General features: G+C 36.3%; 23 protein-coding genes. 19 read left to right on the forward strand and 4 right to left on the reverse strand.

Annotated features, from left to right (window positions below; all coding sequences use genetic code 11):
• Positions 1-2: 2 nt before the first annotated feature.
• The 7 genes from NY10_RS00135 (at position 3) to pepF (ending at position 7,171) form a co-directional block, all read left to right on the forward strand.
• Positions 3-1,097, forward strand: coding sequence for an ABC transporter ATP-binding protein (locus NY10_RS00135; RefSeq protein ID WP_058918079.1), 1,095 nt, complete (start codon positions 3-5; stop codon positions 1,095-1,097).
• Positions 1,098-1,099: 2 nt separating this feature from the next.
• A complete protein-coding gene (locus tag NY10_RS00140) occupies positions 1,100-2,041 on the forward strand; it encodes an ABC transporter ATP-binding protein (protein ID WP_058918080.1) in 942 nt (313 codons plus the stop codon).
• A 355-nt stretch (positions 2,042-2,396) separates the two neighbouring features.
• Positions 2,397-2,795: a transcriptional regulator SpxA gene (gene spxA / locus NY10_RS00145; protein ID WP_058918081.1), complete on the forward strand. Its 399-nt coding sequence runs from the start codon at positions 2,397-2,399 to the stop codon at positions 2,793-2,795.
• Between the two features lie 315 nt (positions 2,796-3,110).
• A complete protein-coding gene (locus tag NY10_RS00150) occupies positions 3,111-3,776 on the forward strand; it encodes an adaptor protein MecA (RefSeq protein ID WP_058918082.1) in 666 nt (221 codons plus the stop codon).
• 121 nt (positions 3,777-3,897) lie between these two features.
• Positions 3,898-4,497 (forward strand): competence protein CoiA, encoded by a 600-nt coding sequence (locus tag NY10_RS00155; protein ID WP_231726813.1) that lies wholly within the window; start codon positions 3,898-3,900, stop codon positions 4,495-4,497.
• 50 nt (positions 4,498-4,547) lie between these two features.
• On the forward strand, positions 4,548-5,096 hold the full coding sequence (locus NY10_RS00160) for a hypothetical protein (RefSeq protein ID WP_058918084.1): 549 nt from the start codon (positions 4,548-4,550) through the stop codon (positions 5,094-5,096).
• A gap of 254 nt (positions 5,097-5,350) precedes the next feature.
• Complete coding sequence (gene pepF, locus NY10_RS00165; protein ID WP_058918085.1) at positions 5,351-7,171, forward strand: oligoendopeptidase F; 1,821 nt, start codon at positions 5,351-5,353, stop codon at positions 7,169-7,171.
• Between the two features lie 118 nt (positions 7,172-7,289).
• On the opposite strand, the gene NY10_RS00170 is transcribed toward pepF, so the two are convergent.
• Together NY10_RS00170 and NY10_RS00175 are read right to left on the reverse strand one after the other, a co-directional pair.
• Entirely contained in the window at positions 7,290-7,976 is a 687-nt protein-coding gene (locus NY10_RS00170) for a DsbA family protein (protein ID WP_058918086.1), read from the reverse strand.
• 155 nt (positions 7,977-8,131) lie between these two features.
• Complete coding sequence (locus NY10_RS00175) at positions 8,132-8,728, reverse strand: CYTH domain-containing protein (RefSeq protein ID WP_058918087.1); 597 nt, start codon at positions 8,726-8,728, stop codon at positions 8,132-8,134.
• Between the two features lie 200 nt (positions 8,729-8,928).
• On the opposite strand from NY10_RS00175, the gene yjbM reads away from it, so the two are divergent.
• From yjbM to NY10_RS00205, 6 genes are all read left to right on the forward strand, one after another.
• On the forward strand, positions 8,929-9,591 hold the full coding sequence (gene yjbM, locus NY10_RS00180; protein WP_058918088.1) for a GTP diphosphokinase: 663 nt from the start codon (positions 8,929-8,931) through the stop codon (positions 9,589-9,591).
• Between the two features lie 36 nt (positions 9,592-9,627).
• Positions 9,628-10,440: an NAD kinase gene (locus tag NY10_RS00185; protein ID WP_058918089.1), complete on the forward strand. Its 813-nt coding sequence runs from the start codon at positions 9,628-9,630 to the stop codon at positions 10,438-10,440.
• Entirely contained in the window at positions 10,430-11,341 is a 912-nt protein-coding gene (locus NY10_RS00190; protein ID WP_058918090.1) for an RluA family pseudouridine synthase, read from the forward strand. Before NY10_RS00185 ends, NY10_RS00190 begins: the two co-directional genes overlap by 11 nt.
• A gap of 16 nt (positions 11,342-11,357) precedes the next feature.
• Positions 11,358-12,731: a magnesium transporter gene (gene mgtE, locus NY10_RS00195; RefSeq protein ID WP_058918091.1), complete on the forward strand. Its 1,374-nt coding sequence runs from the start codon at positions 11,358-11,360 to the stop codon at positions 12,729-12,731.
• Between the two features lie 92 nt (positions 12,732-12,823).
• Complete coding sequence (locus tag NY10_RS00200; protein WP_058918092.1) at positions 12,824-13,846, forward strand: ComEC/Rec2 family competence protein; 1,023 nt, start codon at positions 12,824-12,826, stop codon at positions 13,844-13,846.
• A 1-nt stretch (position 13,847) separates the two neighbouring features.
• Positions 13,848-14,120: a DUF3006 family protein gene (locus NY10_RS00205; protein WP_058918093.1), complete on the forward strand. Its 273-nt coding sequence runs from the start codon at positions 13,848-13,850 to the stop codon at positions 14,118-14,120.
• A 63-nt stretch (positions 14,121-14,183) separates the two neighbouring features.
• On the opposite strand, the gene NY10_RS00210 is transcribed toward NY10_RS00205, so the two are convergent.
• The gene (locus NY10_RS00210) at positions 14,184-14,627 is read right to left on the reverse strand and encodes a GNAT family N-acetyltransferase (protein ID WP_058918094.1); all 444 of its coding nucleotides are present in this window, start codon (positions 14,625-14,627) and stop codon (positions 14,184-14,186) included.
• Positions 14,628-15,044: 417 nt separating this feature from the next.
• Between NY10_RS00210 and NY10_RS00215 the strand changes: the two genes are divergently transcribed.
• The 6 genes from NY10_RS00215 to NY10_RS00240 all read left to right on the forward strand — a co-directional run bounded on the left by NY10_RS00215 (position 15,045) and on the right by NY10_RS00240 (position 21,663).
• On the forward strand, positions 15,045-16,088 hold the full coding sequence (locus NY10_RS00215; RefSeq protein ID WP_058918095.1) for a M42 family metallopeptidase: 1,044 nt from the start codon (positions 15,045-15,047) through the stop codon (positions 16,086-16,088).
• A 19-nt stretch (positions 16,089-16,107) separates the two neighbouring features.
• The gene (locus NY10_RS00220) at positions 16,108-17,211 is read left to right on the forward strand and encodes an AI-2E family transporter (RefSeq protein WP_058918096.1); all 1,104 of its coding nucleotides are present in this window, start codon (positions 16,108-16,110) and stop codon (positions 17,209-17,211) included.
• Between the two features lie 266 nt (positions 17,212-17,477).
• Positions 17,478-18,842, forward strand: coding sequence for an FAD-dependent oxidoreductase (locus NY10_RS00225; protein ID WP_058918097.1), 1,365 nt, complete (start codon positions 17,478-17,480; stop codon positions 18,840-18,842).
• A 77-nt stretch (positions 18,843-18,919) separates the two neighbouring features.
• Positions 18,920-19,486 carry a thermonuclease family protein gene (locus tag NY10_RS00230; RefSeq protein ID WP_231726750.1) on the forward strand — a complete coding sequence of 189 codons (567 nt, stop codon included), beginning with the start codon at positions 18,920-18,922 and terminating at the stop codon, positions 19,484-19,486.
• A 158-nt stretch (positions 19,487-19,644) separates the two neighbouring features.
• On the forward strand, positions 19,645-21,228 hold the full coding sequence (locus NY10_RS00235; RefSeq protein WP_058918098.1) for a peptide chain release factor 3: 1,584 nt from the start codon (positions 19,645-19,647) through the stop codon (positions 21,226-21,228).
• Positions 21,229-21,417: 189 nt separating this feature from the next.
• Entirely contained in the window at positions 21,418-21,663 is a 246-nt protein-coding gene (locus tag NY10_RS00240) for a hypothetical protein (protein WP_058918099.1), read from the forward strand.
• Positions 21,664-21,854: 191 nt separating this feature from the next.
• Here the strand turns inward: NY10_RS00240 and NY10_RS00245 are convergent, their stop codons facing one another.
• Positions 21,855-22,136 (reverse strand): DUF1827 family protein, encoded by a 282-nt coding sequence (locus NY10_RS00245; RefSeq protein WP_058918100.1) that lies wholly within the window; start codon positions 22,134-22,136, stop codon positions 21,855-21,857.
• Between the last annotated feature and the right edge of the window lie 104 nt (positions 22,137-22,240).

Below are 22,240 nucleotides of genomic sequence, written 5' to 3' on the forward strand. Positions count from 1 at the left end.
GAATGAATAATGTATTAGAAGTTAAGAATTTGAATATCACATTCGACACCTATGCTGGTAAAGTAAAAGCCATTCGTGGTGTCAGTTTCAATTTAAAAAAAGGGGAGACATTAGCTATCGTCGGTGAGTCTGGTTCTGGTAAATCCGTGACGACTCGCAGTATTATGCGTTTGCTTTCTCAAAACGCTAATGTTGAGCAAGGCGAGATTTTGTTCAATGGCAGCGACCTAATTAAAAAAACCGAAAAAGAAATGCAAGGCATCCGAGGAAAGGATATCGCTATGATTTTCCAAGATCCGATGACGTCGCTTAATCCGACAATGACGATTGGAAAACAAGTATCTGAACCGATTCGCCTTCATCAAAAATTAAATAAAGATGAAGCATCTAAGCGTGCTCTAGAATTGTTAAATTTGGTAGGGTTGCCTCATGCTGAAAAACGTATGAAACAATACCCGCATCAATTTTCAGGTGGACAAAGACAACGAATCGTTATTGCGATTGCCTTAGCTTGTAATCCGGAAATTTTGATAGCTGATGAACCGACAACAGCTTTAGACGTAACAATTCAAGCGCAAATTCTTGATTTGATGAAAGAACTGCAAAAGAAAATTTCAACTTCGATTATTTTTATTACACATGATTTAGGCGTAGTAGCTAACGTAGCTGACCGCGTAGCGGTTATGTATGCTGGAAAAATCGTAGAAGTAGGAACTGTTGATGAGATTTTTTATAATCCACAACACCCATATACTTGGGGATTGATTAGTTCAATGCCTACATTAGAGATCAAAGAGACGCTTTATGCAATCCCAGGAACGCCTCCGGACTTACTGGATCCACCTGTAGGAGATGCTTTTGCTCCTCGTAACGAGTTTGCGATGAAAATCGATACTGAATTAGAACCGCCTTTGTTTAAAGTTTCTGAGACTCATTATGCAGCAACTTGGTTATTGCACCCTAATGCACCAGCAGTTGAACCACCTGCTGAAATTAAAGCACGTCAAGAAATCTATAAGCAAAAATTTTCAAAACATCAACACAATGAAGATTCAGCCGTTTTTGATGCTAACCATGAAGTAAAAGGAGGCGTCTAAAAATGGAGAACAGAGAAAAAATATTAGAAGTTAAAGGATTAAAGCAATACTTTAACAGTGGGACTAAAAATGAAGTTCGTGCAGTAGATGATGTGACTTTTGACATTTATAAAGGGGAGACTTTCGGTTTAGTTGGAGAGTCCGGTTCAGGTAAATCGACAACTGGTCGTTCAATTATTCGTCTTTACAACCCAACAGCTGGCGAAATAGATTTTCAAGGAACTAAAGTCCACAGTATTAAAGGTAAAAAGGAAATGTTGTCATTCAGAAGAGATATGCAAATGATTTTTCAAGATCCTTATGCTTCATTAAATCCGAAAATGAAAGTACGCGACATTATTGCCGAAGGAATTGATATTCATAATTTAGCTACTTCAACTGAAGACCGTAATCGTCAAGTAGATGAGTTGCTGAAAACGGTCGGACTAAATCCTGACCATGCTTCACGTTATCCGCATGAATTTTCAGGTGGCCAACGTCAGCGTATCGGAATCGCAAGAGCTCTTGCAGTTAAACCAAAATTTATTATTGCGGATGAACCTATCTCGGCTTTAGATGTTTCTATACAAGCCCAAGTAGTAAATTTGTTAATGGAATTACAAAAAACGCAAGATTTGACGTTCTTGTTTATTGCCCATGACTTATCAATGGTGAAATATATCAGTGACCGTATTGGAGTAATGAACAATGGTAAATTACTTGAATTAGCAGCTGCTGACGAAGTTTACAATAGACCTTTGCATCCTTATACGGAAAGTTTATTGTCTGCTGTTCCATTGCCGGATCCTGAGTATGAGCGCAATCGTGTCCGGACGCCTTATATTCGTAGAGAAGCAAATGAAGAAGCAGAAGAATTAAGAGAAATTACACCAGGACATTTTGTTTACTGTCGTGAATCAGATGTAGCAGCTTTGAAAGAAAAAAAAGCGAACTACGCGAAATAAATTCAAGTCGAAAAACAGACATTTCTAATATATTAGAAATGTCTGTTTTTATGTCTTCTATTTTTTAATGCAAAAAAACTTATTTACAATAAAGACTTAATTGTAATGATTATCAATATACAATTATTGACTATGAACGTTGATGCATAAAGGATTTTGTTGAGTTAAATGTGAACGGAAAATCGTGGAGTACAGAGATAACAACGAAAAATGTCTTAAAAGTGACGGAACTTTGACAAAAAGGGTAGTATTATTTTTTTAGGTAGTGTATAATAGGTCTTGTAAGCCAGTTAAGGGTGTCATTAAAATTATTTTATTGGCTATCTATCCGACTAAAAAAGGAGAGACATAACATATGGTTACTTTATATACATCACCTAGTTGTACTTCATGCCGCAAAGCTCGTGCGTGGTTAGAAGAAAACAACATTACTTATACAGAAAGAAATATTTTTTCTGAACCTTTATCTATTCCTGAGATTAAATCAATTTTGCGGATGACGGAAGATGGAACAGAAGAAATCATTTCTACTAGATCAAAGGTCTTTCAAGAATTAGATGTTGATTTAGATGATTTACCTCTTCAAAACTTGTTTGATTTAATTCAAGTAAATCCTGGGCTTTTACGTCGACCAATCATGTTAGATGATAAAAGATTGCAAGTAGGATACAATGAAGATGAAATTCGACGCTTTTTACCTAGAGAAGTTCGTGCGCTTGAATTACAGCATGCACAAAAAATCGTTGGGTATTAAATTTGAGAGAATGATTTAATAGAGTCTGGAACAGAATTGCTTTTAAGTAATTCTATTCCAGGCTTTTCCGTATTTATTAAACTAATAAACTAAACAGAGTTAATAAATGCAAAGTATTTTTTTGCTTGTTTAAAAGTGGGATTGGGCCTGCTTTAATTAATGAGAGCTCGTAAGAAGAGGATCTCTCGAAGCAGCTATTTTTTTCGGACACTTTTATCTTTACATTTAATATATTTGCTTTAAAATAGTTAGTATAAATAGTTCTTGCGATTATTTGAAGATAACCGCAGAAATGAAGAAATGAGGTGTAGGACTATGGAAATGGAACACATAAATGAAAATACAATCCGTGTACTCATTGGAAATGCTGATTTGGAAGAAAGAGGCATAACCTTTTTAGATCTTTTAGGGAATCATAAACAGATTGAAGAATTCTTTTACAGTATTTTGGAAGAAGTCGACGTGGATGAACAGTTCCATGAATCTGATGCAATTACATTTCAGGTTTTACCTAATGGCAGTGGTTTAGAATTGTTCATTAGTAAAGGTGGTCCATTAAGCGAAGATATTGACTTTTCTTCAGCATCTGATAATTTTGGTTCAGGAGATTTTTCACAGTTGATAAAAAAACAATTAGTTCAAGATGGACAAACAGATAACGTAGAAAATTATTTAGGCAATCCAAATAAAGAAATTGAAGAAGTTGTCTTGCGTTTCAATCAATTCGAAGACATGGTTTCACTATCAAAAAGATTGTATCTAGACAATGCAGCATCGAATCTTTATTTATATAAAGGCGATTATTTCTTGCATTTAGTTTTCTTTGTTGAAGAGATGATTGAACGAAGCGTTGATGAAGAGGTTTCTTTAGCACTTGAATTTGCTGAAAAGACTCCCATTACTCATGGTGTGTTGACTGAGCATGGACAATTGATCATGGAAAACAGCGCACTAGAGTTAACACGTTACTATTTCAAATAAGTATATAGGTGAAGGAACTAAGAGACGGAAAGCCTCTTAGTTCCTTTTTTGTTTGTTCTTTTTTAGAAACAGAAATTAGGCCATTCTGCGGATAGTTCAATAAACCTGAGGAATGGAAGTGATGTATATGTTAGTAGCGTTAAATCAAAAAAATCAACACGTTTATGCAGATAAGCTGAAAACAGAAAGGAGAACAAACACTAAAAAAGAAGAATATATCTGCCCTTGCTGCCAAGCACCGGTTTTTTTAAAACAAGGAAAATTAAAACAAGCTCATTTTGCCCATTATCATCAGACGACTTGCCAAGTATTTTCTGAAGGTGAGACAGAAGAACATCTATTAGGGAAAAAATTGCTGTTTGAGTGGTTTGTCAAACAAGGAGTTCCTTGTCAGTTAGAAGCCTATTTGCCGGGCTTAAAACAACGGCCAGATTTACTTGTTTGGTTAAATTCAAAGACTCCAATAGTCATTGAGTTTCAATGCAGCTCATTATCATCGGACAGAATGATCGAACGAACAGAAGGCTATCAGAACAACCAGTATGAAGTTTATTGGATTTTGGGATCAAAATTTAAATTTACACAAAAACTTACTTCGTTTCAGCGTTTATTTATGAAAAAAAATAAAACATATGGTTATTACCTTTATAGTTTAGATGTTTACCAACGACAGTTGCATTTAATTTCTAATATCCATCAAAAAAAGTGTCACAGCAAGTAGCATGTGAAAAGACAACATTTAAATCAGCAGGACATTTTTCTGATCTTTTTATGAAGCAAGCTATAGAAATAAAAATGGAATCACCTTTTTATTGTCGCCCACAAGAGACACTGAAGAAAGAACTGCTGCAGAGCCATCTGCTCTTGAATCGTAGGAGAAGATACCAAGAGCCTGAAATGGTAGCTTTTCAAAAATATATTTACCGCCATGGGCATTCGCTTGTTTCGTTGCCCAAGGAGGTGTATCTACCAGTTGAAAACAAAGTTGCCATTAAAACAATGCCTCATTTTTGGAAATATATCTTACTCGAATGGCTCGTTCAAAAAGAATTGAAAACTATTCTAACTAAGCAAGAAATTGACAATCAAATAAAAAGAATGATAGATAAGCAGCAGCTAGTGTTTTTTACAATGCCATTAGTCACTTTAAATGAGCAAATCGATTCCCTTTTACCATTCATTGAATCCTTAACTACTCAAGGAATTTTAGAAAAAATAACCAAAAAAGAGTGGCGGATAAAAGCTAAACCTTATTATTATCTAAATGAACAAGAAAAAATAAAAGACTTTTCTGGGACTAAAACGGCTATGGAGAACTGAAGAGGGAAAAAAACATCTCTTTTGGAAACTTTAATGTGTGGTTATTGCTTTAATACCTACCGTGTAATCATGAAAACATGATGAAAATAACTGTACTAACTCTTCTCCAGCCAAATAAAAATAGTGAAGATTCTTTATATTTCACTAATACATCCTAAAAAGCGACTCCATAAGGGGCACTCACATAAAAGAACCTTTATTTATGTGAAAGGTATGTTAAAATTAAAAAGTGATGAAAATTAGGAGGGATTAGTATGGAAGAATCAAAAAAATTACCAAAACGTGAAGAAGTCCCCGTAGCATTGACTTGGGATTTAAATGTTATTTTTGAGTCTGATGAAGCGTTTCATGCAGCCTATCAAGAATTGGAACAAAAGATAGCTGGAATAGCTGCATTTAAAGGGAGATTAACAGAAAGTGCTGAAACGTTCTTGCATTGTATTCAATATATTCTTGAAATTTCCAACGAGCTGGAAACGTTGTATGTTTACGCTCACTTAAAAAATGATCAAGATACAGCCAACGCCGTATATCAAGGAATGTACGACCGCGCTTCTTCACTAGCAACTAAAGCAGGAGAAGCAATTTCTTGGTTTGAACCTGAAGTATTAGAAATCCCAGAAGAAAAATTGTCTGGTTATTTAAAAGAAAACAAAGATTTAGTTATGTATCAACATTACATTGATCAATTGACAGCTTCTAGAAAACACATTCTGTCAGCTAATGAGGAAGCTCTCTTGGCAGGAGCAGGAGAAATTTTTGGAGCTTCAAGCCGGACCTTTAATGTTTTGAATAATGCTGACTTACAGTTTCCAGTAATCAAAGATGAGAACGGCGACGATATCCAATTATCGCACGGAGTCTATGGACAACTGATGGAAAGTATGAATCGTTCTGTACGTGAAGCTGCTTTTAAAAATTTATACCAAGTCTATCAGGGGTTGAACAATACCTTCGCTAGTACCTTGTCTTCGCATGTTAAATACCATAATTACAATGCAAAAGTGCATCATTACCAATCTGCACGTGAGAAAGCATTGGCAGCAAACCATATTCCTGAAACAGTATACGATACGTTATTAGAGGTTGTCGATGATAATCTGCCGCTGCTTCATCGTTATGTAGCTTTAAGAAAAGAACTATTAAACGTTGACGAATTGCATATGTACGATATGTATACGCCTATTACTGGAGAAGCAGGCATCAAGTTCACTTATGAAGACGCTAAAGAAACAACAATGGAAGCCTTAAAACCACTAGGAGAAGAATACCTAGCTGTGTTAGAGAAAGCTTTTCAAGAGCGTTGGATCGATGTTGTAGAGAATGCAGGCAAGCGTAGCGGTGCATACTCTTCAGGAGCTTATGAAACCAATCCCTATATTTTACTAAACTGGCACGATTCATTAAATCATTTATATACGTTAGTTCATGAACTGGGACATAGCGCGCATAGCTATTTTACTAGAGCAAACCAACCATATGTCTACGGAGATTATTCTATTTTCTTAGCTGAAATTGCTTCGACAACTAACGAAAATATCTTGACCGAATATTTATTAGAAACTCAAAAAGACCCTCAAGTGCGTGCTTATATCTTAAATCATTATTTAGATGGTTTTAAAGGAACTATTTTCCGGCAAACACAATTTGCTGAATTTGAGCATTTTATTCATGAAGAAACAGCAAAAGGCACACCTTTAACCAGTGATTTTTTAAATCAAGCTTATGGAAAATTGAATGCACGCTACTATGGTCCAGCAGTTGAAGAAGATTCTGAAATTGCATTTGAATGGTCGCGTATTCCTCATTTTTATTACAATTATTATGTTTACCAATATGCAACAGGGTTTTCAGCAGCAACAGCGTTAGCAGCCAAAATCTTAAAAGATGAAGAAGGTACATCATTAGAGAACTACCTGACTTATTTGAAATCAGGCAGTAGTGATTATCCGATTGAAGTCATGAAAAAAGCAGGAGTAGATATGACAGAAAAAAACTATATTCAAGAAGCGATGACTGTTTTTGAAACTAGGTTAAATGAGTTGGAGACGTTGATTGAAACGTTGAAGGCTTAAAGCTAGCGAATAAGAAAGCATAAAAAAGAACCTATATCCATGTACTGCTCCTAAAACTGTCAGTTTCGGGAATAGCATATGGATAGGTTCTTTTTTTTTGAATAACTATTATTTTTGCTTAAAGAACGTGCAGATGATTTTTCTTCACGACAGGCAATTGATTGGAAGCAATTGCAATCGGATTGCTTTCATAAACTTCTGAGCCTTGGGCACATAATTTTTCCAGTAAATCTACCGTAATGTATTCTTCAATCAAAAGTCCATGATCTTTGTGCTGGTCACTAAAGACTACACAAGAAGGAGTTGTAAGAATGTTCATTTCACGAGCAATTTTTTGGTCAGCTTCAAAAGCTGCTTTAGCAAATTCTGATTTCTTATCTTCTAAAAACATCGGGATATCTAAATTTGATTCATAAGCGATTTGTTGCAATAATTTTTGAGAGAAAGGGAGATTGTCAATAGTTAAAGCTTGCTGCATAGCCATTAAAAATACGCGGCCTTTTTTCTTGCCTTGCATACAAGCAGCCGAGTAAGCCAAACAAGCTTCATAAGTTTGAGAAAAAAGCTCGTTTCTTAAGTTTAGATCTTTTGCTGGCAATTCTAATGCCTTCATGTAATCAGAGAATGTCTTGAAATTGTGGACAGGAATAAAATGAAAATGAACTTTTTCTTCACAAGATTGTATAAAGTCCATTACCCCTTTTTCTGCTTGATAACAAACAGAACCGATGGGATTAATAAATAAATAAATCTCAATAACTTGTTTAAAATGATTCCCTTTTTCGGAATGCGTGGTTGAGAGCATAACAATTCACCTTAGCTTCATATATTTTTTTACGCGTGTTGCTCCTACCAGCAACATATATACCTTAACAAATATCTTTGAAAAAAAGTAACAAAAGAACTTATTTCTAAATGGGTACAAAACAAATTTGTAACAAATCTGCCACAAATTAAAATTCAATCCGTTATTGGAGAATTTAATGAGAAGGCTTCTAGCATTCTTACTATTTTATTTTTAGAAGGTCGTTTCATTAAATGATGCACTTCTAAAAAACGATTAAAGATTTGTTCTCCGCTATCTGCATCATGAGTTTCAAACTCTAATTCAAAATCCGTTTGTTCTCCATAAAAACTATGGTCTAAGACAAATAATCCATCTTTAGTTTCTTTTTCAAAACGTTTGGTTTTAAGTGAACCAATCAATTGAACACTATCAGGATCTACTTTTAAGCTTTGGAGTTTTTTGGCTACTGCCCCAGTTTGTAAAATGCTGTTTTTCGAAATCAATTCTTTAGCAGTTTTTAAAGACAGCGGGTCTGTTGTTTCTAGTAAATGGTCGCCTAAAGGAGTTTTAAGTGTTAATTCAGCAGAATTTGGCATGATACGGATTCTTAACCCGCATCTCAGGTGTTTTAAATCTTCATGAATTGTATCATAGTAATGATTTTCTTGAAAGAAAAAGCTCTTTTCTTTCGCTTGAAAATAAAGCAGCAGCTTTTGGTATTCGCTAGCCGTTAACATATTTTTGAATTCAATTTCTAGTTGTTCGCTCATGCTTATATTCGTCTCCTTATTCATTTTCGGTTATTAGGGTATGGATTAAGAACTTAATAGTAAAAGGCATCTATCTATGATACCATTTTTTATTTTCATCAGGGGATATTTCTTCTTTTAATACATATATGTTAAAATATACTTGTATGTATTAAATAAATGAAACCGTATTGAAATGACAGGTAAAGAAGGTATGATTGATGGAAGAAAACCAGAGTTGGGATGAGTTTTTAGTACCTTATCAACAAGCAGTGGAAGAATTAAAAATCAAATTAAAAGGAATCCGAAAACAATTTAGAAAAGAAAATTTGCACACGCCAATTGAATTCGTTACAGGAAGGGTCAAACCTGTCGACAGTATTCTAGCAAAAGCTGAATTGCGCAATATCCCTTTGAAACATTTAGAAACGGATATGCAAGATATTGCCGGTTTGCGAATCATGTGTCAATTCGTAGAAGATATTCATGAAGTAGTGCGGTTATTAAGAAACCGAAACGATATAAAGATCATTGAAGAACGAGATTATATCACCAATAAAAAAGAAAGTGGTTACCGTTCGTATCATGTTGTTTTTGAATATCCGGTACAAGTAATCGAAGGAGAAAAAATTATTTTAGCAGAAGTGCAGATCAGAACGCTTTCGATGAACTTTTGGGCGACGATAGAGCATTCATTAAATTACAAATACAATGGCGAATTTCCTGAAGATATCAAACTTCGATTGAAGAGAGCAGCTGAAGCAGTATTTCAATTAGATGAAGAAATGTCTCAAATTCGTGAAGAGATTCAAGAAGCGCAACATATGTTTTCATATAGTAAAAGAAGCAGTACAGAAGAAACGGAAAACAAAAAGCAACCATAGTTTTTTTGAAACACTGTAGGAGAAAGGAGGGTAACTGTGAAAATTGCAATTGTCCATAATAATAATGAAAGCTCCATTACTTTAGCAGGAGAGCTGCGTTTGCTCCTTAAAAAAGCAGCGCTCAAAATAGATGAACGTCATCCTGATTTAGTCATCACGATCGGCGGGGATGGTACATTGTTGTCTGCATTTCACCGTTACGCACATATGCTAGACCGTGTGCGTTTTGTGGGAGTACACACAGGACACTTGGGCTTCTATACGGACTGGAGAGACTATGAATTGTCAGAACTAGTGACAAGTTTAATTCATGATAAAGGAGAAAGCATCAGTTACCCTTTATTGGATGTGCGGGCCACTTATCAAGGGCGCAAAGAACCGTCCCATTTTTTAGCATTAAATGAATCGACAATGAAGCGAGTCGATGGTACGATGGTATGCGATGTATTTATTAAAGATGAACTGTTTGAGCGTTTTAGAGGAGACGGCATCTGTATCTCTACGCCTACTGGGTCAACGGGGTATAATAAATCGGTTGGAGGAGCAATTATTCACCCGAGGTTGGAAGCGATGCAGCTAGCTGAAATAGCTTCGATCAACAACCGTGTCTTTCGGACCTTAAGTTCGCCGATGATCGTTGCACCAGATGAATGGATCCGAATTAAACCTATAACGACTGATGGGTTTGTTTTGACTATCGATCAACTATCGTCATCTGAGAAAAATATTATCGATTTACAATATCGGATAGCAAAAGAACGCATTCATTTTGCTCGTTACCGCCATACGCATTTTTGGAGCCGAGTAGAAGACGCATTTATTGGAGCGAAAAATAAATATGAAATTTAGCTGGACTTATCAATCATCAGAAAAACAGCAAGTAAAAACATTTTTAGGAACAAAAGGGATTTCACGCAGTTTGCTGGCGAAGGTGAAGTTTCAAGGCGGTAAAATTACGGTTAACAATCAAATTGAAAATGTGCTCTATCATTTACAAAAAAGTGATGTGGTAGAAATAACCATTCCAGATGAAAAAGGGCATGATACAACCATTCCCATCGATATCCCTATTGACATTGTTTATGAGGATGCTAATTTTTTAGTAGTAAACAAACCTTTTGGTGTGGCTTCTATTCCATCTAAGGTTCATCCAGCAGGAACAATGGCCAATCGTGTGAAAGGATACTACGTTAAACAAGGATATAAAAATCAAGTCATCCATATTGTGACGCGTTTGGATCGAGATACGACAGGGTTGATGCTTTTTGCTAAGCATGGTTACGCGCACGCTTTATTGGATAAAGAGCTGAGAAAAAAACAATTGCACAAAAAATACATTGCTTTATTAACAGGAAAATTAAAAGAAAACCAGCATGGGATAATTGAAGCGCCGATTGCTAGACCAAAAGACTCCATTATCAAGAGAATCGTCCATCCAGATGGAAAGATGGCCTTGACAGAATATTGGGTAAGAGAAGAATTTGAAGAAGCGACATTAGTAGATATTCAGTTGCATACTGGCAGAACTCATCAAATTCGAGTGCATTTTACTCATATCGGAAACCCGCTTATGGGAGATGACCTTTATGGCGGAGAGTGGAATCAATGGGTCAAAAGACAAGCTTTACATTGTCGTGAACTAGATTTCATTGATCCTTTTACACAAGAAAAGATTGTTTTAGAGGCGGACTATCCGGTCGATATTGCTGAGTGGCTTGAACGCCAACGAGCAATAGAAAATCACCGGTAGAAAGGGGGAGCTTTTTTTGAATGAAGCGCCAGTAGAAATAGAAGAAAAATTAGCATTAGCACAATTGTACTTAAGCGAAGAAAATATTAAAGGATTCCGCCAAGAGTTTTTATCGCTGCATGTCTACGAACAAGGGCAATACTACCTTTCTTTATCTGAACAAGATCGCCAAAGAATGTATTATTTTCTTTCGCCAAAAGAAATGGCTGATATGTTTGAAGTTATTGAAGAAGACGAGCAATCCGTAGAAGTTTATTTAAAAGAAATGGATCCACAATATGCAGCCGATATGTTGAGTGAAATGTATACCGATAATGCTGTGGATGTTTTAAAGCAACTAGACAAACCGGATTTGCGTAATTATTTGAATTTGATGACCGAAGACAGTGCAAATGAGATTAAAGAATTGCTTCATTATGAAGATGAAACAGCTGGAGCGATCATGACAACTGAGTATGTCTCCGTTGAAGCTCACCAGACCATTCGTTCAGCCATGGCTATTTTAAAAAGCAAAGCAGCGGAAGCAGAAACGATTTATTATATTTACGTTGTCGACCCGGCTGAAAGGTTAGTGGGTGTTATTTCGCTTAGAGAATTGATTACACATGACGACGATGAATTGGTTTCAGAAGTCATGGGGGATCGTCCAGTCTCAGTAAATGTGACCGACGACCAAAATGATGTCGCTAAGACTATTCGGGATTATAACTTTTTAGCAGTTCCGGTCATCGATAATGATGAGTATCTTTTAGGGATCATTACGGTTGATGATATTATTGATGTCATTGATGAAGAAGCTGAAAGTGATTACTCTGGTTTAGCTGGGGTAGATGTTGGAGAACAATCGGAAAATCCTTTTGTTGCCGCGTCTAAACGATTGCCTTGGTTGATTACGCTATTATTTTTAGGGATGGGAACAGCGACTTTGATTAGCCGTTATGAAGTGTTGGTAAGCGAAGCGAGTATTTTAGCAGTCTTCATCTCTTTGATTACAGGAACCGCCGGTAACGCTGGGACACAGTCTTTAGCTGTTGCTGTAAGAAAACTAGCAGATAACGATGATAAAAGTAAAGGGTTTGGAAGTTTGATTCTGAGCGAGGTTTTAACCGGAATCGTGACGGGTTTAACGACAGGAGTAACTATTTTTATTGTGATTGGTATTTGGAAACAAAATTTTATTTTAGGATTTGTTGTCGGAATAGCCATGTTTTTTGCTATCATAGTAGCTAATTTAGCTGGAAGCTTTATTCCTATTTTAATGGATCGGATAGGGTTTGACCCTGCTGTTGCCAGTGGTCCTTTTATCTCAACACTGAGCGATTTAACCAGTGTTTTGATTTATTTTAACATCGCGGCTTACTTTATGTCGTTTTTTGTCCAAACAGGATAATAATGGTGTCCAATAGTTTGAAAATACAGAACCAAAAGACAACTTTCTATTTTTTAGAAAGTTGTCTTTTAACAGTAAAGGATTGAAAAAAAGTGGCGTATCGAAAGAAACCAAAAAAATTAACAAAAAAACAAAAAAAACAACGGACTCAATTTGGGATAATGGGATTGATTATTCTTTTTTCATTTACCATCGGCTTGACTTTAGGAAGAAGCGAAAATCCCGACTACTCTATTAATGAACGTATTCTTCAGTTTAAAGAAGAGGTAACAGCTTTCTTTCAAGAAGAAATGGGTTGGTCAAATGAAAAGAAAGAACTTAAAGAACAAGAAGTTCAAGCTGGACAGTTTCGATTTTTAGATGTAGGCCAAGGTTCCGCAACGTTGATCCAATCTGAAGATGGAACAAACATTTTAATTGACACAGGTCGTTATGAAGACAAAGACAAAAAAATATTATCGTATTTAGACCAGTATATTGGTACCGGCGGCAAAATCGACTTGTTGATTTTTACGCATAATGACTCAGACCATATCGGTTATGGCGATTTGATTTTACAATACTATAACGTCCAAGAAGTGTGGATGAACGGATACGACTCGACGAGTAAGATCTATGAACGTATCTTGGATGCTCTAGCTCAGAGCAATGCCCAATATGCTGAACCTAAAAGTGGAGAAAACCATCAAATAGGGCCCTTTCTACTTGAAGTGTTAAATCCAACAGTTGATCCGAGAAGCAATCCCAATGATGATTCCATTGTTATAAAAATGACCATGGGTGATTTTAGCGCAATGCTCAGTGGAGATGCTTCCAGCAGAGTAGAGGAAGCGATTATCGACAGCGGCGCAGAGCTGAAATCGACGCTTCTTTTGATGGGGCACCATGGATCCAAAGAGAGTTCAAGTGATGAGTGGATCGAAGCGATTCAGCCAGGATTCAGTATTTATTCAGCTGGGCTCACTAATAGTTACGGTCATCCTAATAAAGAAACCATAGAACGATTTGAGCTTCATGAAATCCCTATTTATGGTACTGCGGAAGACGGAACGGTGACGGTGAGAGTTAATCCAAACGGCAATTACAGCATTGACACGGAGAAAGGAGAACACTGAAATGAAAGTGGTTCTTGAAGAAATTGAAGGGGCAGTAGCCCGCTTGATTCCCGATGATGGCAGTGAACCCATTCATATCGCTGTTCAATCACTCCCGGTGGAATCAGAGTTAGGAGACGTTTTTGAAATTGATTATCAGAGAAGAGACAATCAAACAGCTCCTCAATTAACCTTGCTGCCAAATGAAAAAAGTGAACGAATGGCACGAATGAAAGCTAAACGAGAAGCTTTGTTGAAGAAAACAAAGCAGCAACAGCAAGATAACAATGGATAAAGTAATTAAAAAAAGAATTGTCCGCTCTGAAAAGATAGCGGACAATTCTTTTTTTAGTGATAATCAATTAGCGGAAATGATTTCTTTTTTCATATCGTGATGCGGAATGCCTGCATCTAAGTAACCGTCGCCAACGATAGCATAGCCTAGATTCGAGTAAAAACCAATAGCGTGGTCTTGTGCGCCTAAAGTTAAATAAGACCGTTTATTTTGATGAGCATATCGTTCAATTTCCAACATTAAGTTTTTGCCTAATTGCTTGCCGCGGTAATTTTTTAGAACAGCCACTCGTTGAATTTTATAGGTATCTTGCCCAATTGGTAAAACACGAGCTGTCGCTACTGGGTGGTCATCCACATACCCGACGATGTAGTCCGTTTCACCTTCTAGTTCATCTATTTCCATTTCTTCTGGAACGCCTTGTTCGCCTACAAAGACCGTATGTCGAATTTGTAAAGCATCGTGGTAAGTAGGAGAAGTCAAATCAGAAGTCCAAATAAAGTGCATGCGTTTACCTTCTTTCTATTTCAATGTGGTGTTAAGGGTACCATATATTATTCTCAGTTTCTATCACTAGTGTTGCATTAAAAGTAAACAGTCTGATTCTATAGAGAAGCAACTTTTAAAGAGCACTTTTCGGTTGTGGCCGAAAAGGTTCGATCGGATTGGAGAAAAATGGTTGTGTGCCGTATGAAAGATTTAATAGCACTCGTAAGGCACATAAAAATCGATACGGGCCTTATTACGTGACAAACCTAGACAATAAGGTACGCAAAAGCAGGATATGTACCTTATGAATAGATTTGAATGCATAAGGTACGTAAACTCTTTACAAAATAAAACAGCTAGGTTAAATCTTTATTTCTACCAAACAATAGATTATACTTATGACAGTACAAGTACATAAAAATGGAGGGCATTTAAATGAGCAGCAATAAAACGATGGAATGGATAAAACACCTTACTTCTATTCCTTCTCCAACAGGCAATACCAGTGAAATTATAAAAGAGATACAGGATAGGTTGTTGGTGATGGGCTACGAAGGGCATAAAGATAATAAAGGTGGGTTAATGGTGACTGTTAGAGGAGAGGATCACCAGCAGCAACGCTTTGTAACAGCCCATGTAGATACGCTTGGAGCGATGGTTCGTGCTGTAAAACCTGACGGCCGATTGAAAATAGACTTGATTGGCGGGTTTCGTTACAATGCTATTGAGGGTGAATATTGCACCATTCATACTTCTTCAGGAAAAACGTATACAGGTACTATCTTAATGCATCAAACAAGTGTACATGTTTATAAGGATGCGGGAACAGCTGAAAGAAACCAAGAGAACATGGAAATTCGGATTGATGAAAAAGTCCTTTCAAAAGAAGACACTAGAGAGCTGGGCATTGCAGTAGGAGACTTTATCAGCTTTGATCCACGTACTGAAGTAACTGAAAGCGGCTTTGTTAAGTCTCGCCACTTAGATGACAAGGTGAGTGTTGCTATTTTATTGTCTATTTTGGAAAAACTATCTGAAAATAAAACGAGTTCCTTGCCATGCACCACTCACTTTTTCATTTCAACTAATGAAGAAATTGGCTATGGAGGAAATTCCAATATTTCTGAAAAAGTAGTAGACTACTTAGCTGTTGATATGGGTGCTATAGGCGACGACCAACAAACAGATGAATACTCTGTCTCGATTTGTGCCAAAGATGGCAGCGGGCCCTATCATTACCAACTGAGGCGTCAGTTGACGCAATTGTGCGAAGACTATGCTATTCCTTATCAATTAGATATTTATCCTTATTATGGAAGCGATGCTTCAGCTGCTATGAAAGCCGGAGCAGATGTCCGTCATGCTTTAGTAGGCGCAGGAATTGATGCCAGCCATGCGTATGAACGAACACATAAGGAATCGATTGAAGCTACTGAACAATTAATTGAAAAATACTTATTTAGCTCTATGCAGGGTTAATTAGAAATAGAGGGAAAAGATGGATTATTTTAAAAACTCAAAATTAATGTTCTGGACGACTTGGCTGCTGATCGTAGCTACTTTGATTTTTATATCTTCGAAAATCAATTTTGTTTTTCAGCCGTTGACTACTTTTGTATCGACTTTATTTACCCCCATTTTGGTAGCAGGATTTCTATATTACCTTTTAAATCCTTTGATTAATTTATTGGAGAAAATAAACATTAAAAGAAAATATGGCATTATCGTTGTTTTGCTTTTATTTTTAGGCAGTCTTATTTTTCTGATTGTTTCTGTTTTGCCAAATTTAGTTAATCAAATTGGACAATTGATTGCAAGTATCCCAAGTCTCATGCAGTCATTGGAAAAATTTTCTCAAGATTTAGTTCAACAGCCTTGGTTGGCTGATTTCAACTTAGAAGATTCGATGAATAAAATGGACCTATCCATTGGCAATATAGCGAACAGTGTATTTTCAGGTATCACCACTAGTATCGGTTCTATTTTCGGAGCGGTAGCAAATACCACAATCGTTATTGTAACTGCTCCAATCATTTTGTTTTATATGTTTAAAGATGGAAAACACTTCCGTCCAGCCGTTGCTAAATTTTTTCCAAAAGAATACCGCGGACAGATGATTGAATTGCTTGGGCAAATGAACCATACGATCTCTTCTTATATCAGCGGCCAAGCGTTAGTATGTTTATTAGTAGGAGTGTTTACCTATATTGGTTATTTGATCATAGGGATGCCTTATGCTTTGTTATTAGGCATTATTGCAGGAGTTACAAATATCATACCTTATGTTGGACCCTACATCGGTGCAGCACCTGCAGTCATCATCGGATTGACTATTTCTCCCACTAAAGCTTTATTAGTAGCATTAGTTGTATTAGTCGTGCAGCAAGTCGACGGGAATTTTATTTCACCGAATGTCATTGGTAAAACGTTGGCTATTCATCCTCTAACGATCATTATTATCTTGTTAGTGGCAGGCAACTTAGCGGGTCTCTTAGGCATGATCTTAGGTGTACCTTTTTATGCTGTAGTGAAAACGGTAGTCGTTTATTTGAAAGACATGATAAATTTAAGAAAAAAGCACCAAAAACCAAAAATGATGTGATTTCTAAAAGTTAGAATTTATATTAAGCAGCTAATTGGCAGGCATGGATTCGGTATTGAACCGGATTCATGCCTGCCGATTTTTTCTGTAATTTTCGGGTATGGTACAAAAGTTAAAAAAACTTCGTGAAATTCTTCTTAATGTTTGGAATTTCCAATTCTTTGTGATATAGTGTACTAAGGTTAAATAAGAAACGCTTAGATTAGCCTTTAGCACACATTAGAATAAACGAATCAATTAGTTGATTCAATAGGAGGATACACTAGATGAAAGTAGTAGTAATCGGATGTACGCATGCAGGCACATCAGCTGTTAAAACTATCCTAAATGAAAACCCCGAAGCAGAAGTTGCAGTATTTGAACGAAATGATAATATCTCATTCTTATCATGTGGAATTGCATTATATGTCGGGGGTGTTGTGAAAGATCCTGCAGGACTATTTTATTCAAACCCTGAAGAACTTACTTCAATGGGTGCAAATGTTAAAATGGAACACAACATTAAAGAAATTGATACAGAATCTAAAAAAGTAATTGTAGAAAATTTAAAAACAGGCGAAGTTTTCGAAGAAACATATGATAAATTGGTTAATACAACAGGTTCTTGGCCAATTATTCCTCCAATTCCAGGCATTGAGTACAAAAAGATTTTATTGTGTAAAAACTATACACAAGCAAATGAACTTATTGCTCAAGCTAAAGATGCGAAAAAAATCACAATAGTCGGTGGCGGATATATTGGTATCGAACTAGTAGAAGCATTTGCTGAATCTGGCAAAGAAGTGACTTTAATTGATGGTTTAGACCGCATTTTAAATAAATATTTGGATAAAGAGTTTACAGATGTATTGGAAAACGATTTACAAGAACGTGGTATCAAACTAGCTTTAAATCAAGCAGTGAATGGATTTACTGCTAACGAAGCTGGCGAAGTGAAATCTGTTATTACAACAGAAGGCGAATACGAAGCTGACTTAGTGGTTATGTGTGTCGGTTTCCGTCCCAACAATGAATTGTTGCAAGGAAAAGTTGATATGTTGCCAAATGGCGCAATCATCGTAGACGATTATATGAGAACAAGCAATCCAGATATTTATGCTGCTGGAGATAGTTGTGCAGTCAACTACAACCCGAATGGCGGACATGCTTATATTCCGTTAGCTACAAATGCCGTACGGATGGGAATGTTAGTTGGGAAGAATATTGTAGAACCAAAAGTTAAGTATAGAGGTACACAATCAACTTCTGGTTTGTATTTATTTGGATATAACATCGGTTCAACAGGAGTCACCACAAGTGGAGCGCCGCATTTTGATTTAGAGGTACGTTCGGTCTTAGTGAAAGACAACTACCGTCCAGAATTTATGCCGACAACTGAAGAAGTATTGATGCAATTGGTCTATGAAGTAGGAACAACACGAATTGTTGGTGGACAAATCATGTCTAAATATGATGTGACACAATCTGCAAACACATTATCATTAGCCATTCAAAATAAAATGACTATTGAAGATTTAGCTTATGTTGATTTCTTCTTCCAACCTCATTTTGACCGTCCATGGAACTACTTGAATATACTTGCGCAAGCAGCTGTAGAACAAGAAAGAAAATTAGCTGAAGAAACTAAATAAAAGCTGCTTTATATCAAAGCAGCAGCAAAGGCCTGCTGTTCTTTCGAACAGCAGGCCTTTTTATAAGGAGAAAGAGTATGAAAAAAATAAAGATAAATAAAAAAATCCTTTCAGGCATAATTGCACTTCTTATTGCAGGAATAGGAAACTATGTGATCAATGAAGAACCGAGTCTTCCTTATTCCGGGCAATCAGTAGAAAATCAATTATCAGTCGAATTGGAACGTGTCATTGATGGAGATACATTGGTCTTTAGTGATGGAAGCCAAGAACAAAAATTGCGTTTGCTGTTAATTGATACGCCGGAAAGCAGCAGAACCAAAACGGGCTCCAGTCAGCCCTATGGCAAAGAAGCAAAAGAATTTTTAATAACCTACTTAGAAGGAAAGAACTTGACTATTGAATATGAAGACACACATGAACGACTTGATACTTATGATCGAGTTTTGGCTTATCTTTTTGCTGATGGAGAACTGGTTCAAGAAGTGCTTGTTCGTGAAGGTTTAGCCAGGGTAGGATACGAAAAAGGCAATGAACTTTATCTGTCCCGTTTGCAGAGTGCTGAGCAAACAGCAATAGAAAAAAAGGTGAACATTTGGTCAATTGAAGGGTATGTCGGAAAATACGGGTTTAACAAAAAGTAAAAAAAATTAAACTTAATCTATATGTGTATGCTATAATAATTTGGTTAATGATAAAAATAGATGAGATAACTAATGAGATAGAAAAGGGTGTTGACATGTAACGACATGCCGGTAACTATAAATAATGATAAATAAACAACTTAAATGAGGGATTAATAATGGAACAATATTTAAAAGATGAAGTGGCGTCGCGAAGAACATTTGCGATCATTTCCCATCCGGATGCGGGTAAAACAACGATAACAGAACAGTTGCTGCTTTTTGGAGGAGCTATTCGCCAAGCTGGTACAGTAAAGGGTAAAAAAACAGGCAAGTTTGCAACTTCAGACTGGATGGAAATTGAAAAACAACGTGGTATTTCAGTTACTAGTTCGGTAATGCAATTTGAGTACAAAGAGAAGAAAATAAATATCTTGGATACACCAGGACATGAAGACTTTTCAGAAGATACGTATCGAACATTAATGGCCGTCGACAGTGCCGTTATGGTGATTGACAGCGGTAAAGGAATTGAACCTCAAACGAAGAAGCTTTTTCAAGTTTGCCGTATGCGTGGGATTCCTATTTTTACGTTTATTAATAAACTGGATCGAGATGGAAAAGAACCGCTGGAATTATTAGAAGAATTGGAAGAAGTTTTAGAAATCGATTCTTATCCAATGAATTGGCCAATTGGTATGGGAAGAGGCTTATTAGGTTTATATGACAACTACAATAAACGCATTGAAATTCACCGTCCAGAAGTAAATGGTAAAGACAATGAGAGAGTTGTTGAATTAAATGCAGCCGGAGAAATTGAAGGCGACCATCCTATTAAAAAGTCTTCTTTATACACACAAGCTTTAGAAGACATTGAATTGTTGAATGAAGCGGGAAATGCTTTTTCAGAAGAGAAAATCGCTAATGGCGAACTAACTCCTGTCTTCTTTGGTTCAGCGCTAACGAATTTTGGTGTCCAAACATTTTTAGACACTTTTCTTGAGTTTGCACCAAGTCCAACAGCGCACAAAGATACAGCAGGGGAAGAAGTCGATCCTTACACAAATGAGTTTTCAGGATTCGTCTTTAAAATTCAAGCTAACATGAATCCGGCCCATCGTGACCGTATTGCCTTTATCCGGATTTGTTCGGGTGAATTTGATCGAGGGATGGATGTCACACTGGCAAGAACGAAAAAGAAAATAAAACTGTCTAATTCAACTCAGTTTATGGCTGAAAGCCGCGAGACAGTTCAACGAGCGGTAGCTGGAGATATCATCGGTCTTTACGATACGGGAAATTTCCAAATTGGAGATACTATTTTCGAGGGCAAATTAAATGTTGAATTTGAGAAATTGCCACAATTTACACCTGAACTTTTTATGAAAGTTTCTGCTAAAAACGTCATGAAGCAAAAATCATTCCATAAAGGAGTTCAACAGCTTGTTCAAGAAGGAGCCATCCAATTATATAAAACATACCATACAGAAGATTATATTCTTGGGGCAGTGGGGCAGTTACAGTTTGAAGTATTTCAATACCGGATGTTACATGAATACAATTCAGAAGTGATCATGACTCCAATTGGAAGCAAAATTGCCCGCTGGATCAAACCAGAAGATTTAGATGTCAATATGTCTTCTAGTCGTAATTTATTGGTACGCGATCGCTACGATCATCCGTTATTCTTATTTGAGAATCAATTTGCCATGCGATGGTTTGCGGATAAATATCCGAATGTAGAGTTGTCTTCGCTGTTGTAAGCTGCAGCCATCAATTTTTGAAAATAAGTACTAAATTTTTTGAGTTTTTGATAAGAGACCAAGTTATGCTGATGTATACAGTTGCTTGGTCTTTTTAACGTTGATCAGGGCAGGACAAAACAGAAAAACGGAAAACCCTTACATTAATTGTTATACTTTATTTAAATTAATAGACAGGAGGGGTTCATATTGAATCAAGAAGAATTAAGAAATGAAATTATTTCTATTTATAAAAGCGGAGAGGGTATAAAAGAAAAAATGGATGGTCTTAAGGGGACGCTTTCTGATGGAGATATCGTAGATGCTGTGGAGCATCTCTATGATGAAGGAATCCTAGCCTTAAAGCCCGGAAAAGATGCATTTGTCTCGGGAAGCAGAGCCGAAGATAATAGTGTAGTGCTGTTCTGGCCGGAAGCTTTAGAATACAAAAACTAGGTGCAGCTGAATTGACTGTATTGGAAAATGAGTAAGTCGTCTAATGAAAGATGATAATTGTCGCTGTTCTGATTTTTTAGTATCAAATTTAAGAGACTCAAGAATAAAAAGAACGCCTTCAAAAAAAAGGCGTTCTTTTTATTAAGCTTAACAAAAAAATAAAAAAGAGCAAAAAATAATGCAATCAGCTGCTAGTCGTTAACAGGTATTGAAAGCTCAACAATATTAGGTGCATGCAAAATGTCTACATTATTTGGTGTAGTTTGTAAAATATGATCAATAGCGTACTGTATTTCTGCATTTTTAATATTGCGTTCTTTATTTAATAAAAGAACGTCTTTATGAGTAGGAGCACCTGAAAAAACTACCGTAGTTGGACCTAAAGAATAGACTTTAATAAAGTTGGCATCTGTATTTCCAAGTTGTTCCGTTACTAAAGCTGTATGGTTATTTGTGACATCAATTAATTTCATTGCAGTTCACCTCTTTTTATAACGTATATGTTAAGAGTATTATATAATTAAAACCGGCTAAACTCAAAGCATATTAGCTGAATCATTGTTTTTTCATATTGAAA

Source organism: Carnobacterium sp. CP1, assembly GCF_001483965.1.
GTDB classification, from domain to species: Bacteria; Bacillota; Bacilli; order Lactobacillales; family Carnobacteriaceae; genus Carnobacterium_A; species Carnobacterium_A antarcticum.

What these genes read in the sequence shown, in the direction of transcription:
- NY10_RS00190 (WP_058918090.1), top strand. Translation starts at nt 10,430, where the DNA reads ATGAAATTTAGCTGGACTTATCAATCATCAGAAAAACAGCAAGTAAAA.
- NY10_RS00150 (WP_058918082.1), top strand. Translation starts at nt 3,111, where the DNA reads ATGGAAATGGAACACATAAATGAAAATACAATCCGTGTACTCATTGGA.
- NY10_RS00155 (WP_231726813.1), top strand. Translation starts at nt 3,898, where the DNA reads ATGTATATGTTAGTAGCGTTAAATCAAAAAAATCAACACGTTTATGCA.
- NY10_RS00210 (WP_058918094.1), bottom strand. Translation starts at nt 14,627, where the DNA reads ATGCACTTTATTTGGACTTCTGATTTGACTTCTCCTACTTACCACGAT.
- NY10_RS00235 (WP_058918098.1), top strand. Translation starts at nt 19,645, where the DNA reads ATGGAACAATATTTAAAAGATGAAGTGGCGTCGCGAAGAACATTTGCG.
- NY10_RS00175 (WP_058918087.1), bottom strand. Translation starts at nt 8,728, where the DNA reads ATGAGCGAACAACTAGAAATTGAATTCAAAAATATGTTAACGGCTAGC.
- NY10_RS00170 (WP_058918086.1), bottom strand. Translation starts at nt 7,976, where the DNA reads ATGCTCTCAACCACGCATTCCGAAAAAGGGAATCATTTTAAACAAGTT.
- NY10_RS00230 (WP_231726750.1), top strand. Translation starts at nt 18,920, where the DNA reads ATGAAAAAAATAAAGATAAATAAAAAAATCCTTTCAGGCATAATTGCA.
- NY10_RS00225 (WP_058918097.1), top strand. Translation starts at nt 17,478, where the DNA reads ATGAAAGTAGTAGTAATCGGATGTACGCATGCAGGCACATCAGCTGTT.
- spxA (WP_058918081.1), top strand. Translation starts at nt 2,397, where the DNA reads ATGGTTACTTTATATACATCACCTAGTTGTACTTCATGCCGCAAAGCT.
- pepF (WP_058918085.1), top strand. Translation starts at nt 5,351, where the DNA reads ATGGAAGAATCAAAAAAATTACCAAAACGTGAAGAAGTCCCCGTAGCA.
- NY10_RS00220 (WP_058918096.1), top strand. Translation starts at nt 16,108, where the DNA reads ATGGATTATTTTAAAAACTCAAAATTAATGTTCTGGACGACTTGGCTG.
- NY10_RS00140 (WP_058918080.1), top strand. Translation starts at nt 1,100, where the DNA reads ATGGAGAACAGAGAAAAAATATTAGAAGTTAAAGGATTAAAGCAATAC.
- NY10_RS00160 (WP_058918084.1), top strand. Translation starts at nt 4,548, where the DNA reads ATGAAGCAAGCTATAGAAATAAAAATGGAATCACCTTTTTATTGTCGC.
- yjbM (WP_058918088.1), top strand. Translation starts at nt 8,929, where the DNA reads ATGGAAGAAAACCAGAGTTGGGATGAGTTTTTAGTACCTTATCAACAA.
- NY10_RS00135 (WP_058918079.1), top strand. Translation starts at nt 3, where the DNA reads ATGAATAATGTATTAGAAGTTAAGAATTTGAATATCACATTCGACACC.
- NY10_RS00215 (WP_058918095.1), top strand. Translation starts at nt 15,045, where the DNA reads ATGAGCAGCAATAAAACGATGGAATGGATAAAACACCTTACTTCTATT.
- NY10_RS00205 (WP_058918093.1), top strand. Translation starts at nt 13,848, where the DNA reads ATGAAAGTGGTTCTTGAAGAAATTGAAGGGGCAGTAGCCCGCTTGATT.
- NY10_RS00245 (WP_058918100.1), bottom strand. Translation starts at nt 22,136, where the DNA reads ATGAAATTAATTGATGTCACAAATAACCATACAGCTTTAGTAACGGAA.